This is a genomic window from Abyssisolibacter sp. ZYX002 (genome assembly GCF_056892235.1).
The window spans coordinates 1,072,244-1,088,537 of sequence record NZ_JARMXH010000001.1; the positions used below are offsets into that span (position 1 = coordinate 1,072,244).

Annotated in this window: 19 protein-coding genes and 1 pseudogene; 2 read left to right on the forward strand and 18 right to left on the reverse strand. The window is 30.5% G+C overall.

Annotated features, from left to right (window positions below):
• Positions 1 to 3: 3 nt before the first annotated feature.
• The 12 genes from lspA to spoIVA all read right to left on the reverse strand — a co-directional run bounded on the left by lspA (position 4) and on the right by spoIVA (position 9,401).
• Complete coding sequence (lspA, locus tag P3X86_RS04845) at positions 4 to 459, reverse strand: signal peptidase II (RefSeq protein ID WP_483291499.1); 456 nt, start codon at positions 457 to 459, stop codon at positions 4 to 6.
• 388 nt (positions 460 to 847) lie between these two features.
• Positions 848 to 1,447, reverse strand: a complete 600-nt coding sequence (locus P3X86_RS04850; RefSeq protein WP_483291500.1) for a TraR/DksA C4-type zinc finger protein — start codon at positions 1,445 to 1,447, stop codon at positions 848 to 850.
• Positions 1,447 to 1,743: a DUF5665 domain-containing protein gene (locus tag P3X86_RS04855; RefSeq protein ID WP_483291501.1), complete on the reverse strand. Its 297-nt coding sequence runs from the start codon at positions 1,741 to 1,743 to the stop codon at positions 1,447 to 1,449. The genes P3X86_RS04850 and P3X86_RS04855 overlap by 1 nt, the downstream gene beginning before the upstream one ends.
• A 77-nt stretch (positions 1,744 to 1,820) precedes the next feature.
• Complete coding sequence (aroF, locus tag P3X86_RS04860) at positions 1,821 to 2,627, reverse strand: 3-deoxy-7-phosphoheptulonate synthase (RefSeq protein ID WP_483291502.1); 807 nt, start codon at positions 2,625 to 2,627, stop codon at positions 1,821 to 1,823.
• 156 nt (positions 2,628 to 2,783) lie between these two features.
• On the reverse strand, positions 2,784 to 3,263 hold the full coding sequence (locus P3X86_RS04865) for a DivIVA domain-containing protein (RefSeq protein WP_483291503.1): 480 nt from the start codon (positions 3,261 to 3,263) through the stop codon (positions 2,784 to 2,786).
• 13 nt (positions 3,264 to 3,276) lie between these two features.
• Complete coding sequence (locus tag P3X86_RS04870; RefSeq protein ID WP_483291504.1) at positions 3,277 to 4,077, reverse strand: YlmH family RNA-binding protein; 801 nt, start codon at positions 4,075 to 4,077, stop codon at positions 3,277 to 3,279.
• A 3-nt stretch (positions 4,078 to 4,080) separates the two neighbouring features.
• Positions 4,081 to 4,350, reverse strand: coding sequence for a YggT family protein (locus P3X86_RS04875; RefSeq protein WP_483291505.1), 270 nt, complete (start codon positions 4,348 to 4,350; stop codon positions 4,081 to 4,083).
• Between the two features lie 16 nt (positions 4,351 to 4,366).
• Complete coding sequence (locus P3X86_RS04880) at positions 4,367 to 4,810, reverse strand: cell division protein SepF (RefSeq protein ID WP_483291506.1); 444 nt, start codon at positions 4,808 to 4,810, stop codon at positions 4,367 to 4,369.
• Between the two features lie 16 nt (positions 4,811 to 4,826).
• Complete coding sequence (locus P3X86_RS04885; RefSeq protein WP_483291507.1) at positions 4,827 to 5,522, reverse strand: YggS family pyridoxal phosphate-dependent enzyme; 696 nt, start codon at positions 5,520 to 5,522, stop codon at positions 4,827 to 4,829.
• Positions 5,509 to 6,816: a biotin/lipoyl attachment domain-containing protein gene (locus tag P3X86_RS04890; protein WP_483291508.1), complete on the reverse strand. Its 1,308-nt coding sequence runs from the start codon at positions 6,814 to 6,816 to the stop codon at positions 5,509 to 5,511. The genes P3X86_RS04885 and P3X86_RS04890 overlap by 14 nt, the downstream gene beginning before the upstream one ends.
• Positions 6,817 to 6,964: 148 nt before the next feature.
• Positions 6,965 to 7,339, reverse strand: a complete 375-nt coding sequence (locus tag P3X86_RS04895) for a hypothetical protein (protein ID WP_483291509.1) — start codon at positions 7,337 to 7,339, stop codon at positions 6,965 to 6,967.
• Between the two features lie 583 nt (positions 7,340 to 7,922).
• Positions 7,923 to 9,401 carry a stage IV sporulation protein A gene (spoIVA, locus tag P3X86_RS04900; protein ID WP_483291510.1) on the reverse strand — a complete coding sequence of 493 codons (1,479 nt, stop codon included), beginning with the start codon at positions 9,399 to 9,401 and terminating at the stop codon, positions 7,923 to 7,925.
• 203 nt (positions 9,402 to 9,604) lie between these two features.
• Here spoIVA and P3X86_RS04905 point away from each other — a divergent pair, with 203 nt between their 5' ends.
• Together P3X86_RS04905 and P3X86_RS04910 are read left to right on the forward strand one after the other, a co-directional pair.
• On the forward strand, positions 9,605 to 10,294 hold the full coding sequence (locus P3X86_RS04905) for a class I SAM-dependent methyltransferase (RefSeq protein WP_483291742.1): 690 nt from the start codon (positions 9,605 to 9,607) through the stop codon (positions 10,292 to 10,294).
• Positions 10,273 to 10,539 carry a YkoF family thiamine/hydroxymethylpyrimidine-binding protein gene (locus tag P3X86_RS04910; RefSeq protein ID WP_483291511.1) on the forward strand — a complete coding sequence of 89 codons (267 nt, stop codon included), beginning with the start codon at positions 10,273 to 10,275 and terminating at the stop codon, positions 10,537 to 10,539. The genes P3X86_RS04905 and P3X86_RS04910 overlap by 22 nt, the downstream gene beginning before the upstream one ends.
• Before the next feature lie 146 nt (positions 10,540 to 10,685).
• Here the strand turns inward: P3X86_RS04910 and P3X86_RS04915 are convergent, their stop codons facing one another.
• The 6 genes and pseudogenes from P3X86_RS04915 to P3X86_RS04940 form a co-directional block, all read right to left on the reverse strand.
• On the reverse strand, positions 10,686 to 11,696 hold the full coding sequence (locus tag P3X86_RS04915; protein WP_483291512.1) for an NAD(P)H-dependent glycerol-3-phosphate dehydrogenase: 1,011 nt from the start codon (positions 11,694 to 11,696) through the stop codon (positions 10,686 to 10,688).
• Between the two features lie 180 nt (positions 11,697 to 11,876).
• Positions 11,877 to 12,515, reverse strand: coding sequence for a glycerol-3-phosphate 1-O-acyltransferase PlsY (plsY, locus tag P3X86_RS04920; protein ID WP_483291743.1), 639 nt, complete (start codon positions 12,513 to 12,515; stop codon positions 11,877 to 11,879).
• Entirely contained in the window at positions 12,485 to 13,804 is a 1,320-nt protein-coding gene (gene der / locus P3X86_RS04925) for a ribosome biogenesis GTPase Der (protein ID WP_483291513.1), read from the reverse strand. The genes plsY and der overlap by 31 nt, the downstream gene beginning before the upstream one ends.
• The gene (locus P3X86_RS04930) at positions 13,797 to 15,143 is read right to left on the reverse strand and encodes a DUF512 domain-containing protein (RefSeq protein ID WP_483291514.1); all 1,347 of its coding nucleotides are present in this window, start codon (positions 15,141 to 15,143) and stop codon (positions 13,797 to 13,799) included. The genes der and P3X86_RS04930 overlap by 8 nt, the downstream gene beginning before the upstream one ends.
• Positions 15,144 to 15,395: 252 nt before the next feature.
• Positions 15,396 to 15,881 (reverse strand): hypothetical protein, encoded by a 486-nt coding sequence (locus P3X86_RS04935; RefSeq protein WP_483291515.1) that lies wholly within the window; start codon positions 15,879 to 15,881, stop codon positions 15,396 to 15,398.
• 75 nt (positions 15,882 to 15,956) lie between these two features.
• Positions 15,957 to 16,232 (reverse strand): annotated as a pseudogene (locus P3X86_RS04940) (CoA-binding protein); the annotation flags it as partial.
• Between the last annotated feature and the right edge of the window lie 62 nt (positions 16,233 to 16,294).

Here is a 16,294-nt window from a genome sequence, read left to right on the forward strand (position 1 = left end):
TCATCACTCTTTCAACATATAGTTATCTGTAAACACTAAAATTGTAAATATTATCGTTCCCACTACAACAAAGCTATCTGCAATATTAAATATAGGAAAATCATAAAACGTTCCGAATTTCACATCTATGAAATCTATTACATATCTGAATCTAATTCGGTCTATTAGATTCCCAATTGCACCGCCTATTATAAATGTTAACATTAGCTTTGCATTAAATGTCAAACTTACTTTTTTAATATAATACGCTATCACGATTATTACTATAATTGTTATTATTATCAAAAAAATCTGCTTGTTTTGTAGTATGCTGAAAGCTGCTCCTTTATTTTCTGCATAGTTAAACTGCAAAAAGTCACCTAATATTTTTATTGTCCTTCCATCTGCAAGTAAATTTGCAAAATAATACTTTGATGCTTGATCAAGTAACACTGTTATGATGCAAAAAATAATTAACAAATAATCCACTCCTTTATATAATCTCCATGTTAAATTGTATTATAAAATATATCTCTTTGTAAAGCAAATATGTAATATTTAATATTTAACCTTAAATATTCATGCAACTTTAATTAATATGTTATAATGATTTTCCCTTATATTTTAATCTCAGTAACTTAATAACGGGTCACAAAGTAACTATGACCCGTTTCTTATATCTATATTTCAATTTTATGTTTCTAAATTTTATAACGCAGTAATTTGCCATTCTCAGGTAGCTTGAAGCTGTCTTTAGAATGAGTAAAGTACAAGGCTTTGAAATACGATGGATATGAGCGTACTAAAGTACGTGATTAGTCATGTGGATTTCAATAACGCAGTAATTTGCCATTAGGGATAACTTTAGTTATTTGAAAATATCCTCTTCTTGCTCTATCTTCTGCGTTCCTTCTAATACTCCTGATTTAAAATCATCAAAATCTCCGATTTGATCTGGATCTAGTGGCATTTTATTGTATTTTTCTACATCCTGATAGACATCTTCTCCGTCTACCTCAACATTTTCTCCTGCCATACTTCTAATTCTTGAAAAAGGATATCCTATTACTGATTCTTCTATCGGTCTATATTGCACTTCTGATGCTAATGTTTTATCCATACAATGAGTGCATGTATCTACATATGGTAATATATCTAGTCTTTCTTCTTTTATATCTTTACCGCAAATTTTACATACTCCATATTTGCCCTCTTTTATGTTCTCTAGTGCATTATCTATGTTACTCAGAAGGTTTACTTCGTTTTCTTTTAGATTCATGCTTTGCTCCATCATAAAAGTCTCTGTTCCTAAATCAGCAGGATGATTGTCGTATGATGATAGTTCTGAGCCAGATTCTTTTAGTGCTCCTGCTAAATCATTTTTATTTATTTCATTTATTGTGCTCAGTATTTTATCCCTTTCTTGCTGTAGTTTAATTTTGTATTTGTGTAGCATAGATTTGTTCATTATCGTCGTCCTCCCAAATTATCTGTAACGATCTTGACTATATCAGCTATAAAATCGCCTATTACCGGAAGATTCCATGTTATCATTCTGTTTAGTATGTAAAGCGCTATTGCTCCTAGTATTGTGAAACCTATAGCCATACCAAAACCTCTTGCTAATCCACTAAGAAAATTGACATATAATAATCTTCTTCGATTATGCATCATATCAACGTATTCTGCTATTTTAGCTTTCTCTAGTTGGTCTGAAATGTCATCTAATTTTTTATTAATTGATTTAGCCACATCTTTATTCATAATCTTCCCCTTACTTATATTTTCCCCCATTTGAGAGTTAATTATAAATATCTAAAACGAAATATTTATGAAACTATCTATTTAGCTAACAAATCGTGCAATTTTCTAATTCTTGTTACTAATTCTTTCATTTGAGTAAAATTTAATGACTGAAAACCATCAGATATAGCTTTGTCTGGATTTTCATGCATTTCTATCATCAGCCCGTCAGCAAGTGTTATAGCCGCTCTAGACATAGGCTCTATTAACTCTCTCCTGCCTGTTCCATGACTTGGATCTACTATTACTGGTAATCTACTCAGTTCTTTTGCTACTGCCACTCCTGCTAAGTCTAGTGTATTTCTGGTATAGTTCTCAAATGTCCTTATGCCTCTTTCACAAAGTATTATATCATCATTACCTTCTAATGCTATGTATTCTGCCGACATCAACCATTCACTTATTGTAGCATTCATACCACGCTTTAAAAGTACTGGCTTATCTACTTTACCTATCTCTCTTATTAAACTATAGTTTTGCATATTTCTTGAGCCTATTTGAAATATATCAACATAATCATACGCTTTTTCTACGTCTCTTGGGTCTATTATCTCTGATACTATTTTTATATTGTATTTATCTCCTGCTTCTCTGAGATATTTTAAGCCTTCAAATCCTAAACCTTGGAAAGAATATGGTGAGCTTCTTGGTTTAAATGCTCCACCTCTCATAATCTTAATATCCAGACTTTTTAAATACTCTGCTGTTCTTAGTATCTGCTCTCTGCTTTCTACTGAGCAAGGTCCAGCTATCATTGTAAGTCTATCTCTATCTATTATTACATTATCTCCTAAATCTATGCTCTTTAAATTGTTTTTATCATATGATATAAGTTTAAGCTCCATGATACTCCTCCTGTAGTTCCTTTCTATTATATAATTTCTTTAAATATATTTTATCCAATTAATCTACAAATCATCAATCTCATAATTTGCTATAAAAAACAAATACACTGTTCATTATACTTTGAACAATGCATTTACACAAGGATAAAATCTATGTTATTTAAGACTTGTAGTCTCTACGTCCATATCATTGAGATTGTAGTATGTATCTGTCGCTTCTATTTGCGATGCTAAAAGGGACCTAAACTTTGCTTTGAACATAAGTGCTTCTTTTCTCATATTATCGTATTTTCTTTGCATTTCTATTACATCGTTGTTTGCATCTTCTATTATTTTTCTTGCTTTTTCTTTTGCTTCTTTCACTATTGTATCATGCTTTTGTTTCGCATTTAAGTTCACATCTTCAGCTGTTTTTTGTGCTACTACCAATGTATTTTGCAATGTATCTTCTATTGTTTGATAGTGCTCTATTCTTTTATCTAATGTCTCTATCCTATCTTTTAGTTCAATATTGTCGTTTATTATATTTTCAAAATCTGTTATTATTTGATCTAAAAAGCTTTCAACTTGTGATACTTTGTAACCTCTAAATGCCATAGAAAACTCTTTTTTTTGTATGTCCAATGGTGTTAACATAATCTTCCCTCCGCTAAAGATATTTTTTTATTTTAAGTCTTAATCTTCCCTTTTTTGTATGTCCAAGTATTGCTTCTACTGATACTCTTCCTTTTTTCCTAACGGATAACAAGTCTCCCTCTGCAATATTGTGAGAAGCTTGCTCAATAGGCTGGTGGTTGACTTTGGTGTATCCCCCTTTTATGTATTTAGCACTCTCTGATCTAGATAAATTAAAAGAGGAACTTATAACGTTATCCAACCTCAAGGATGTAATATTTATTACTGAAATTTCAAAATCATTGCTTTGCTTAATGTGTACATCTTCCCTAGTTATTAGCTCAGGTACTACTGTAGTGTGTTTTATCTTATTCATATTATATTGTACGTAACATGATACATCCTTATGCAAAAACACATATATAAGACTATCTAATATAAATATATCTCCAACTTTTTCTCTTTTTAGTCCTAAAGACAATAGAGCTCCTAAACAATCTCTATGACTGATGTTTTCAAAATTTCCTTTTATATTTAGTTTGACCGCACAAACAAAATCTTCTATATAACTCTTATCTAAATATGAAGGATATATGATTATAGCTTTTCTTTCAGTATCTTTATATCCTCCATCTTCATCATAAGATATCTCATCAAATCTATTGAGTATTGATATAGCTAGCCTTCTTTGATAAGGGTCTAGAAATTCTGTACATTCGACATCTCTTTTAATCAATACACTATCTATTTTGTCTATAATCTTTCGCATAGCAATAATTTGATCCTTATCGTTTATATGCGATAAATATTCTGTCTTGTTTTTTATTCTGTTCATCTATTATAACAGTATCCCTATAATTATTTTTTCTATAAGCTCTAATGCCAAAAAAGCCAATATTGGTGAAAAATCAAACATCCCTGTATCTATGTTCAATTTATACAATAATCTCCTAAAAGGTTCTAATATTGGTTCTGTAACTTGATATAAAAAATTCATCACCGGATGTCTAGTATCTCTTAAAAACAGACCCACTAATATCCTTGCTATTATCAAGTATTTAACTACATCCACAAAAATATCTATAGTCCTTATTATCATATAGTTCATAAATTTACTCCCTCATCTATTTTAACCAAGAAAATGTGCTTTTATCTTTTATTTCTTTTTCTACATTACCATCTATATCTACGTTGTTTGGTGCTAATACAAATATATCTTTTGTAACCTTTTGTATGCTTCCCTCTAACGCATACAATGCACCATTTAAAAAGTCAAATATACTTCTTTTTGTTTCATCTTCTAACCCTATAAGATTTACTACTACAGGCTTTCTTGATTTTAAATCTTTAACTATAGTAGTTGAATCTTCAAGCTTACTAGGCTTATGAACTACTAATTTGATGTTTTTATTTGTGTGTATATTTACTACTTTATTGTTCATGTTTATTTTACTTGTTTGTATTTCTTGCTCTTCTTCTAAATACTCCTCTTCGTACTCATAATCATCTTCATAATCTTCTAACCCTATAAAATATTTAACTTTACTTAATAATCCTTCACTTGACATAATAATCCTCCTTTATTTACTTGTATACTCTTTCTCCAAACAATCCTGTACCAACTCTTACCATGTTTGCCCCTTCTTCTATAGCAATTTCAAAATCATTTGTCATTCCCATTGATAGATATTTCATCTCTACATTATCTAATTTAAGCTCTTCTATTTGTTCTGATAATTTTTTAAGTCCTCTAAAAACGAATCTCGTTTCTTCTGGCTCAGAATAAAATGGTGCCATAGTCATTAGCCCTTTTATTCTTATTTTATCAAACTTACTTACTTCTTTTATGAACTCTACTACTTTATCTGGCTCTAAACCAAACTTGCTTTCTTCTCCTGAAACATTCACCTGCACTAAAACATCTACTATCAAATTATTATCATTTGCCTTCTTTTGTATTTCTTTAGCTAATGATAGTCTGTCTAATGAATGTATTAGTGAAACTTTATCAATTATATATTTCACTTTATTTGTTTGTAAGTGACCTATCATATGCCAATCTATGTCTTGTTTTGATAGTATATCACTTTTCCTTTTAATCTCTTGTGGTTTATTTTCTCCAAGTTTTGTCAGATTAAGCTTAACAGCTTCCTTTATAACATCTACATCAACTGTCTTTGTAACCGCTATTAAGTCTATATCTTCCAGTTTTCTACCTGATTTTTGGGCAGCTCTCTCTATTCTTGCTTTTACATCTGCTAAATTACTAGTTAACTCCATTGTCTCCACCCCTATTTAGTATATCCTTTTCCTTAACCTTGTCTGGTCTTTGTATTATTTGATCATATAACCTAATAGTATCTATCTTTTCTGCCTTATCTGTTTCCTTTTGTTTTACGTAGAAATACTTTTGCTTTACTATTGCAAACTCATCGTTTTGATATAGTATTTTGATAGGCACAAATTTTACTATATTACTAACATTAGATACAAAAACACCCTTCTTACCTTCTCTTTCTATAATAGAATCTATAGGTATTTTTAACCCTTTATTGCTAGACTTTATTATATCAACTTTATTGAATCTATTTTTGTAAACCTTGTAATAATAATCATCAAAACTAAAAATTACAAGTGCATTGTCTCCTTGTTCTTTGATTTTATATACTACAGCTTTAAGTCTTATCTTATCATTAAATCTAATATCTATATTGTTGCCTTCCTTTATACCATTAATACTCTCTTTTTTCAGTTTGCACCCAATATACCATTTATTGTTGTATGCTACCTTAAGCACTGGTTGTCCAATTTTAACTTTCTCGATTTCTTTATTATTGATTGGTTTGCTATCAGTTATCTCGATTTTGTCTACCTGAGTATTAAGTATATTCTCTAATGTAAATGTACTTTCTAATCCGTCTATTAAGTAACTTATTATTCCAACATTCTTTGAGTAATAGTTCTTTGTATTACTCTGCATTTGTTTTATTATGTTCTCTTTCTGTTTTACTAGAGTACTTACTGTCACGTTTTTGTATGAATCATTACCAGTAATCTTGTTATGTTTGTCTACTCCTTCTACAAGCTGGCTTTTTATCTCTTTAGCTTTTTTAAAATCTCCGTTGAGCAAGCTCTCTTGTAAATCTTTTACTATATAGTTAATTATCTTTTCGCTTTTCTTTATATCTGAGCTTAATATTTCACTTTTTATTGAATTTGACTCTATTTTTTTTATTTGTTTATTTAACTCATCTAGTTTGCTTTGCATATCATCTTCATTAGTTGCATATGTTCTAGCTAGTAATATTCCCTTACTGATCTTATCCCCTTCGTTTTTGAAGTAATTAACTGTACCAGTATGGTTTGATTTATAAACTATGCTATTTTCTATAATAACGGAATCACACTTTATTGTATCTTCTAGTATATCTAGCTTTGCAACATATTTTTTGTAACCAAAATCATAAACTGTGATGAACAATACGAAAACTACCAAGGCTATTACCACTGCAGAGTATATCTTTATCATCAATTTTTTCTTTTTTCTTTTTTTTCTATTTTCATCCAAGTCCATATCTATCTCCAGTTTTTTTACTTATATCCTTTGCATTTAGGCTAGAACAACCCAATTATATATTTCTTCAAAAAATACGAATACCCTCTAACTTTTATAAATTTTTTATGATTTATTATAATATAGGCTTATACTCCTATATTAGTTGTTAGAAAAATTTACCATACCTACTCACTACTCGTATCCTTTTTATTACACCTATTGAAAATTTCTTGATTTGATCATCATGTGTGACTATTAAGATTTGATTTTCTTTTTTTATTGCTCCAATTATTATCCCTGAAACTTTTTTTCTATCCACAAACATTACTTTTACTTCATCTCCAGTTTTATACTTATCACCATCAAGCATAAACTCTTTTATATCTGCTTCGTTTAAGTGTGTCTCAGTTACGGATTTTTTTTCTAATAATATTATATTTTTGGTCAAATATATTTTTTCTTTTATTACTACTAGTGCGTATCCACATACACTAACTAATAATAACATTGCTAATATATAAATAACTGTCATTGTATTCATATTTTTGTCCTCATTTTCTTTCTTTTGTATATACGTTATGTGTTTATTATAAATATACGTAAAAATCTTGTCAATCTTATAATCATAATATAATGAAATTATAAAGATTTCTTAATAAAAAATACATTTATTAAAGGGCTGTGTTAGAAAAACAGCCCTTATTCATACATATTTAATTATTCTTTACTGCAACCGTGACCCTTACCACAACTACAGAAAATTACAACTAGTATCAAAAAGAAGAATAATAAACTACTACCTTCCCAACCACAACCTAATAAATTAAACATACTATACCTCCTTTTCTATTACTGTCACTATATAATATGAATAAAAAGGATTATTGTTATTATTCTATTTACAAATTTTGCAAATAGATACGAGATGCATAAAGCATCTCGTTAGATTGATGACAAAGTCATCAAGATAGCAGACTTTAGTAAAAGTTCAATTTAAAGGCGTGTTAAAATTGAGTAGCAGAGCTTACTTAGAGGTAAGTGAGCAACGGAAATTTTAACAACAACGCAGAAATTGGACTTTTGTCTACGGTCTGACGAGATGCATAAAGCATCTCGTTCTTTGTTTATATTATAACACAGATAAGTCCACCGCCACCGTCATTGATTACTCTTTGCAATGCCCTTTGTAATTTAGCTCTCGTCTCTGTTGGCAATGTATTAACTTTTATTTGTAATTGTTCCTGTACTAAATCATGAAGAGATTTGCCAAACATGTTTGATTCCCATATTCTGTTAGGATTGTTTTCAAATTCGTCTAGCAATGATTTAACAAGGTCTTCACTCTGTCTTTCTGTTCCTATAATAGGGGAGACTTCTGTTGCTATATCTGCTCTGATTAGATGTAGTGATGGGGCATTAGCTTTAAGCTTAACTCCATATCTCTTTCCTTCTTTGAATATTTCAGGTTCTAGTAACTCTAATTCATCAAATGAAGGCGGCACTAGACCATATCCGTATTCTTTTACATCATTGAGTGCCTTCTCTACTCTATCATACTCTTTTTTTATTGTCGACAATTTACCTATGAGACCTAGTAATTGATGCTCTCCATCAATTCTAATACCTGAATAATCTTCTATAGCTTTGTATAGTAATTGATTATCTACATTAACTTTAATATTTACGTCACCAAAGCCTAGATTAACTTCTTCTATAACTGTATTTTCTGATACATCAAGTCCATTTAATTCATCTCTTAACTTATCAACTTCGCTTAATCTGTGAAGACCGCCTATGGAATCTTTTAGAGTGTTTATAATGCTTTTCTTAATCCAGTGATTATTTGAAAGACCGTCTACCCACCCTGGCAAATTGATATTTATTTGCTTTATAGGGAATTCGTATAGTATCTTTTCAAATACATTGTTGATATCACTCATCGACATATTTAAGCAATCTAAATTCACTACTGGAACGTTGTATTTTTGCTCTAGGCTTTCTCTTAGTGCTAATGTACTGTCTAATGTTGGATGCTTGGAGTTAAGTAACACTACAAAAGGCTTTTCTAACGCTTTTAGCTCATTTATAACTCTTTCTTCTGCTTGTATGTAGTTATGTCTTTCTATATCTGTTATTGAACCATCTGTTGTAACCACTAAGCCTATTGTTGAATGATCAGTTACTACCTTTTTTGTACCGATTTCAGCAGCTTCTTCAAACGGAATCTCTTTCTCATACCATGGAGTAGTCACCATTCTAGGCATTTCCCCTTCATTATGGCCTAATGCTCCATTGATTAGATACCCCACACAGTCAACCATTCTGATTTTAAATTTTAGATTATCTCTTATTGTCAGTTCTACTGCTTCGCTTGGTACGAATTTAGGCTCAGTAGTCATAATTGTCTTTCCTGCTCCACTTTGAGGTATTGAATCTATAGCTCTTGTTTTTCTATGCGTATTCTTTATATTTGGAAGTACTAGTAAATCCATAAATCTTTTTATAAATGTAGATTTCCCAGTACGTACTGGACCTACTACTCCCATGTATATATCACCTTGAGTACGCTGTGAAATATCATTGTAGATATCATACCTATCCAAAAAAATTCCCTCCTTTATTCTTTATACAATGTTTAATGTATTGATTTCACCTTATATACTGCTTTATAAAAATATATGACATGCTACTAGTAAAAATTACTATAATTTTAATCTTTGTAGTATGAAATATTGCTTTTTTTTATATTTAATAGTAAACTCAAATTATTAATGGATATATAAAGTAGTACATATCAGTTGAAATTATTAAAGAGGGTGATTTAATGGCAATATTTGATTCAGAGGCAAGTAGCTATGATTCATGGTACGATACAAAACTTGGAGCATTTGTTGACAAGGTAGAAAGCAATTGTGCTATGAGTTTATTTGAATTTAACAATAATGATACTATACTAGATATTGGATGCGGTACAGGTAATTTTAGTATCAGACTCGCTCAGGCAGGTGCTAAAGTTATAGCTATAGATATATCTGATGAAATGCTAAATATAGCAAGACAAAAATCAAAAGAGATGGGTTTAGATATTGAGTTTTATAATATGGATGTTTATAATCTCGATTTTGACGATGGTACTTTTGATGGAGTATTTTCCTCTGCTGCTTTTGAGTTTGTAAAAAAACCTGTAGAAGCAATGGATGAAATATTTAGAGTTGTAAAAGACAAAGGGAGTATATTAATTGGGACTATCAATAAAAATAGTCACTGGGGTAATTTATATCAATCAGACTATTTTCAGCAAAATACAGTTTTTAAACATTCCATCTTAAAATCAAGGGAAGACTTAGAAAAAATAAAACCTGAAAACCTAGTTTGTATTAAAGAGTGTTTGTTTGTGCCACCTGATATCGATGAAAGTAATATAACTATTGAAAAAGAAAATGAATATTCTCAAAATCATAATGGAGGTTTTTTATGTGCTCTATGGAAAAAGTAGCGACTTGTCAAATCAGCTTTATCCCTATTATTAGCAATGATTATATTGACGATATAAACAAGGTCTTAGATATTATAAAATCCTATGATGTAAAGTACACTATAGGATTAATGTCAACAACTGTCCATGGAAACAAAGATGTGGTATTGAGTTTGATAAACCAACTATTTAATGATATGTATGGTGTCTGTAGTTTTTCAATGGATATCAAACTTTCTAATCTATGTGGATGTAGTGATAGCTAGTAAAGCAAAAGAGGTTTCTTTTAGATTATCTCTGTGGGTCTTGTGGTAACTCAAATTTTATTGGTTCAGCTTTTAAGAGTTGAAGAATTCCTAAAAAAATCTAAGGACTGGTTCATACATTTATAAACCAGCCCTTTGTATTTTATTTACCACTCAACATCTTCTAGTTCATTCTTTTTATCACGTAACATCAACTCATCTACTGCTTGCTTGACGTTTTTACCTTCGTATAAAACTTCATATATAGCATTACTTATTGGAAGCTCAACATCATATTCTTCTGATAAATAATGTACTGATTTTGCAGTTTTTACACCCTCTACTACCATTCCTATTGACTGTATTGCTTCGTCAAGGCTCATGCCTTCTCCTATTTTTATACCACAACGTCTATTTCTACTGTGCATACTTGTACATGTAACTATTAAATCGCCTATCCCTGAAAGTCCTGTAAATGTATGTCTGTTTGCTCCCATTTTGACTCCAAGCCTAGTTATTTCAGCTATTCCTCGATTCATTAGTGCAGCTTTTGTATTATCTCCATAGCCTAATCCATCTGATATTCCTGCTCCTAATGCTACTACGTTTTTCACTGCTCCTCCAAGTTCTACTCCTATTACATCTGAGCCTGCATAAACTCTAAAACTCGGTGTAATGAATATTTCCTGAATATATTTTGTGACTTCTTTATCCTCTGATGCAACTACTACTGTTGTAGGCATTTTTTTTGCTACTTCTTCTGCATGTGATGGTCCTGATAGTATTGCATATTTAGAATTTGGAGCTTCTTCTCTAACTATTTGTGATATTCTCATAAGTGTATCGTTTTCAATACCTTTTGCAACATTCACTATTATTTGACCATCTTTGATTTTGTCTTTTATCTTCTTTACTGTTTCTCTAACTGCGTGAGTTGGTACTGCAAGCACTAACACATCTTTATCCCTTATGACTAACTCTAAATCGTTTGATATTTGAACTGTCTCTGGGATTTTGACCTCTGGTAGGTATTTAGTATTGATCCTTGTTCTATTTATTTCATTAACTTGCTCTTCATTTCTCATCCAAAAATCTACTTTATATCCTTTGTTAGCTAGTAATATGCATAATGCACTTCCCCAGCTTCCTCCTCCTATTACACCTATCTTTGCACTCATTTATATCCCCCAATCAATTTATTTTGCTTTTGGCCTAATTTTGATTCGGTTCCATTAAATCACCTTTTAATATTACCTTTATGTCTAAATAAAGCCATTACTCCTATTCTCAATGTAAATATAAAAAACTTATGTCAAATAGTCTGTATTCAATAAGTGCCAAATACATATACCTTTAGTTTAGCTTTTTGCTTTTTGACCTAACTTTCTTTCTGTTCCATTAAGTAACCTTTTAATGTTACCTATATGTCTAAATATCGCCATTACTCCTATTATTAATGTAAATATAAAAAACTGTTTATCAAATGGTCTGTATATAATTAGTCCGCTTATTGGTACTGCAATTGCACTTATTACTGATCCTAATGACACATATCTAGTAATGTAGACTACTGATACAAAAACTACTACTGATGATAGTGCTATTAGTGGACAAACTATTATTAGTATTCCAAATGAAGTAGCTATCCCTTTACCTCCTTTAAACCTTAATAAAATTGGATAGTTATGTCCTACTGCCACTGCAATAGCTGATATATATACGCCTAAATCTGTGCCAACAATATACTTACCTAAATATACTGCTATCATTCCTTTAATAAAATCACATAAAAACGCTAAAAGGGCTATTTTTACACCAAAAACTCTTAGCGCATTTGTTGCTCCTGCATTACCGCTACCATGATTTCTAATATCTTTTTGTCTAAAAAGTTTACCAAAAATATAAGAACCACAGATATTACCTAAAAAATATGATATAACAGCTACTATTATTATGTCTTTAATAACTATCGCCCCCTTTTTTGTCTTATCTCGAATCTTATAGGAGTTCCCTCAAAACCAAAACTTTCTCTAATCTTATTTTCTAAATATCTTGTATAAGAAAAATGCATTAACTCTTTGTCATTGACAAAAATAGTGAATTTAGGAGGTTTTACACTAGCCTGTGTACCATAGTATATCTTTAATCTTCTTCCTTTATCTGACGGCGGTTGATTCATTAATACTGCTTCACCGATGATATCGTTGAGTATACCTGTTTTTATTCTAAGCGAATGATTATTTGCTACTGTCTTTATCATATCTATGATTCTGTTAACCCTTTTTCCTGTAAGTGCTGATATTGTTATTATAGGCGCGTATTTCATAAATGCTAAGCCATTTACAACTTCTTTTTCAAATTCAAGATATGTTCTATCGTCCTTATCTATTAAATCCCACTTATTAACTAATACTATTGCTGCTTTTCCATTTTCATGAGCATAACCAGCAACTTTTTTATCTTGCTCTGTTAATCCTTCTGAAGCATCGATTACAATTAGACAAACATCCGACCTCTCTATAGCTGCTAATGATCTAACTACACTGTATCTCTCTACATTTTCATCTACGCTTCTCTTTCTTCTTAGCCCTGCTGTATCTATAAATACAAACTTATCATCTCCGACATCAAACGGTGTGTCTATTGCATCTCTTGTAGTACCCGGTATATCACTTACTATAACTCTTTCCTCGCCTAATATTTTATTTATAAGTGAAGATTTGCCTGCATTTGGTTTTCCTATTACTGCTACTTTTATTACATCATCATCATACTCTGTGTCTTTATCATCCGGAAAATATGCTATTACTACATCTAGCATATCCCCTATCCCAAATCCATGACTTGCTGATATTACTATAGGATCACCTATCCCAAGCTCATAGAACTCATATATACTATCTGGAGTCTTGTGAGTATCTACTTTATTTGTTATTAGTAAAACCTTTTTCTTTGATTTCCTTAGCATAGTGGCTACTTCTCTATCTGTTGATGTAAGCCCCTGTGCTCCGTCAACCATAAACAATATAACATCTGCCGTTTCTATGGCAACTTCTGCTTGTCTTCTCATCTGTTTTAATATTATATCTTCTGAGGCTGGCTCTATTCCTCCTGTATCTATTAATGTAAAATATTTATTAAGCCATTCACATTCTGCATATATCCTGTCTCTTGTTACTCCAGGTTTATCTTCTACTATGGCTATTCTACTACCTGCTAGCCTATTAAATAATGTTGATTTCCCAACATTAGGTCTTCCTACTATTGCAACAATTGGTCTACTCAAACTTTTCACCTCTCAAATTTAAAAATAGCTCTACGAATTTCTTCCCATCGTTATTGCTAATATATATCTTCGTACTTAAAGCTTTTTCTATATCACTTACTGTCATATCATCTAAAAACACTTCTTCTCCACTTCTGAGCATTGCACTAGATATTATTAAACCATCACCTATATGTGTATCTTTTAGTTGCTCTATCAAATCTTGCCCTGTTATTAACCCCACTACAGTTATGCTATCACCAAAAAATTTATTCTTTATTTTTGATACATTTATCTCTATGTCTCCAATTTTGTCAGTTACAAGCTCAGCTACTTCTTTCATAAATTCATACGCTAATACTCCTGTAGCTATTGTATATGTTTTGGTTTTTTCCCCTTTAATATTTATATCATCTAACGTGCGCTCTATTTCTTCTTTAAATTTCCTAACTAATCCTACTCCATTTTCTATCTGAGGAAAACCTTCGTATTCATTATAGCTTGGAATTTCTCTGCCATCTAATATAAAAAATTCATCGGAAGCAAATACGAATTTACTTCCTATTTTTTCTATAAATCCTTTTTGTTTTTCCTCTATATAATCTAAAAGCTCTCCTGCTGACTCATTATTAAATATCTCTAAATCAAATAATCCTTCTCTATACTTTGTTAAACCAACTGGAACTATTGCTACACTAGATATATTTGGATAAAACTCAAATAAATCATCTATAGTTTTATCTAAATGTTTGCCATCATTGATTCCTGGACAAAGTACTATCTGACAATTCATATCTATATTTGCTTCGTTGAGCTTTTTGAGTCGTTCATGTAATTTACCTGCATTTTTGTTGTTTAACATTTTTATTCTCAATTCTGGATCTGTGGTATGAACTGATATATTTATTGGACTTATTCTATATCTCACTATCCTATCGATTTCCTCATCACTCATATTCGTAAGTGTAATAAAATTCCCTTGTAAGAAAGATAATCTTGAGTCGTCGTCTTTAAAATACAGTGTTTTTCTCATACCTTTTGGTAATTGGTCTATAAAACAAAATACACATTTATTCTTACAACTCTTTGCTTTATCTATTAGAGGATTTGTAAATTCAATTCCTATATCCTCATCATATTCTTTTTCTATTTCTAACTCCCACACTTCATTATTTGGCTTTAATATTTCCATTTTTACATAATCATCTGAAATATGGTATTTGTATTCTATGATATCATTGATTTGATTATCATTGACTGATAGTATTATATCTCCTTTTTCTATGCCTAGCTCTTCGGCTATACTATCCTTTCTTACATTTTCTATAATATTTTGCGTATTAAAATCTTTTAATTCCATATGTATTCCTCTTTTACCTATTATACTGTAGTTATTAGTTTACCTTAAACCCTCTTGTAATATTAACACTTAATCACATTAAAATCAAGTAAGCATAGTTTTCCGACTTTTTATAGTACTATTTTATTATTTTTTTACTACTTTAACAATACTAAAAAGAAACTATCAATATACTTCTAATAGTTTCTCGTTATTCATCATACACAACTTCTCTCTTTAATAATAATCCTTATTATTCTAATCTATTTTACATTACTTAGTGTTCTTTTTTATAATTTCTACTTTTGGGTTTCCTTCTTTACCATTGTAAGACACTTGATATTCACCTGTTGTTCCGTCTTTTTCAACAATGATTTCCATCGCCGGTACTCCTTCTGGTCTTGTTGCTTTTATTTGTAATGCATAATTATTTGATGTACTATCAGTTTTAAATAGTTCTTTACCATATTTTATACCCTCTTTATATAATGTAAGTTCTATAACTTTAACACTAGAATTATTATTAACTGGTACTACTAATAATGATTCATTGCTTTTATCAAATTCAAACTCTTTGAGATTCCGTATTTTGCTAAGTTCTTCTTCTGTAGGATTATTTACTATAAATGCTATAGCATCTTTACTACTTTCTATTTTATCTAACCCTAGTTTCAATGTAGCCTCGTTTTTACCAGAAGTACATGCTACTAACAAATTAATAACACTAAAAAATACTATGACTAATAATAATCGTTTCATTATGTTCCCTCCTATATGTTTAGTATCTCTTTTCACTACAAAAATACACCTCTTATAATTTATAGATTGTTGCTGTTAACTGAGTGCTACTAACACACAGCCTTGGTATTGGTTTATATCATTTTCTTGTGCATATTTTATTATCTCTTCGCTGATTGTCCCTGGCTGTAACCACACGTTCTTTATATCTAATTCTTTACACTGTGAAATAATTGATATACCTATACTTGGATTAACTACAAAGTCAACAACATCTACTTTTATCGGCAACTCTGACAATCTTTTATACGCTTTTTCACCATTTATTTTTGAGTTCTTAACACTTATTGGATAAACCTCATAACCTTTATCTTTTAGCTTTTCTAAATTTTATAGCCATATTTACTCTTGTCTTCTGTCACTCCTACAACAGC

Bases quoted from the DNA above. Each gene is read 5' to 3' on its own strand.
- P3X86_RS04885 (WP_483291507.1), bottom strand. From the start codon at position 5,522: ATGGAGTTAACTAGTAATTTAGCAGATGTAAAAGCAAGAATAGAGAGA.
- P3X86_RS04855 (WP_483291501.1), bottom strand. From the start codon at position 1,743: ATGAATAAAGATGTGGCTAAATCAATTAATAAAAAATTAGATGACATT.
- P3X86_RS04935 (WP_483291515.1), bottom strand. From the start codon at position 15,881: ATGAAACGATTATTATTAGTCATAGTATTTTTTAGTGTTATTAATTTG.
- P3X86_RS04880 (WP_483291506.1), bottom strand. From the start codon at position 4,810: ATGTCAAGTGAAGGATTATTAAGTAAAGTTAAATATTTTATAGGGTTA.
- P3X86_RS04910 (WP_483291511.1), top strand. From the start codon at position 10,273: ATGTGCTCTATGGAAAAAGTAGCGACTTGTCAAATCAGCTTTATCCCT.
- P3X86_RS04870 (WP_483291504.1), bottom strand. From the start codon at position 4,077: ATGAACAGAATAAAAAACAAGACAGAATATTTATCGCATATAAACGAT.
- P3X86_RS04865 (WP_483291503.1), bottom strand. From the start codon at position 3,263: ATGTTAACACCATTGGACATACAAAAAAAAGAGTTTTCTATGGCATTT.
- P3X86_RS04890 (WP_483291508.1), bottom strand. From the start codon at position 6,816: ATGGACTTGGATGAAAATAGAAAAAAAAGAAAAAAGAAAAAATTGATG.
- P3X86_RS04875 (WP_483291505.1), bottom strand. From the start codon at position 4,350: ATGAACTATATGATAATAAGGACTATAGATATTTTTGTGGATGTAGTT.
- aroF (WP_483291502.1), bottom strand. From the start codon at position 2,627: ATGGAGCTTAAACTTATATCATATGATAAAAACAATTTAAAGAGCATA.
- P3X86_RS04915 (WP_483291512.1), bottom strand. From the start codon at position 11,696: ATGAGTGCAAAGATAGGTGTAATAGGAGGAGGAAGCTGGGGAAGTGCA.
- P3X86_RS04930 (WP_483291514.1), bottom strand. From the start codon at position 15,143: ATGGAATTAAAAGATTTTAATACGCAAAATATTATAGAAAATGTAAGA.
- P3X86_RS04850 (WP_483291500.1), bottom strand. From the start codon at position 1,447: ATGAACAAATCTATGCTACACAAATACAAAATTAAACTACAGCAAGAA.
- P3X86_RS04895 (WP_483291509.1), bottom strand. From the start codon at position 7,339: ATGAATACAATGACAGTTATTTATATATTAGCAATGTTATTATTAGTT.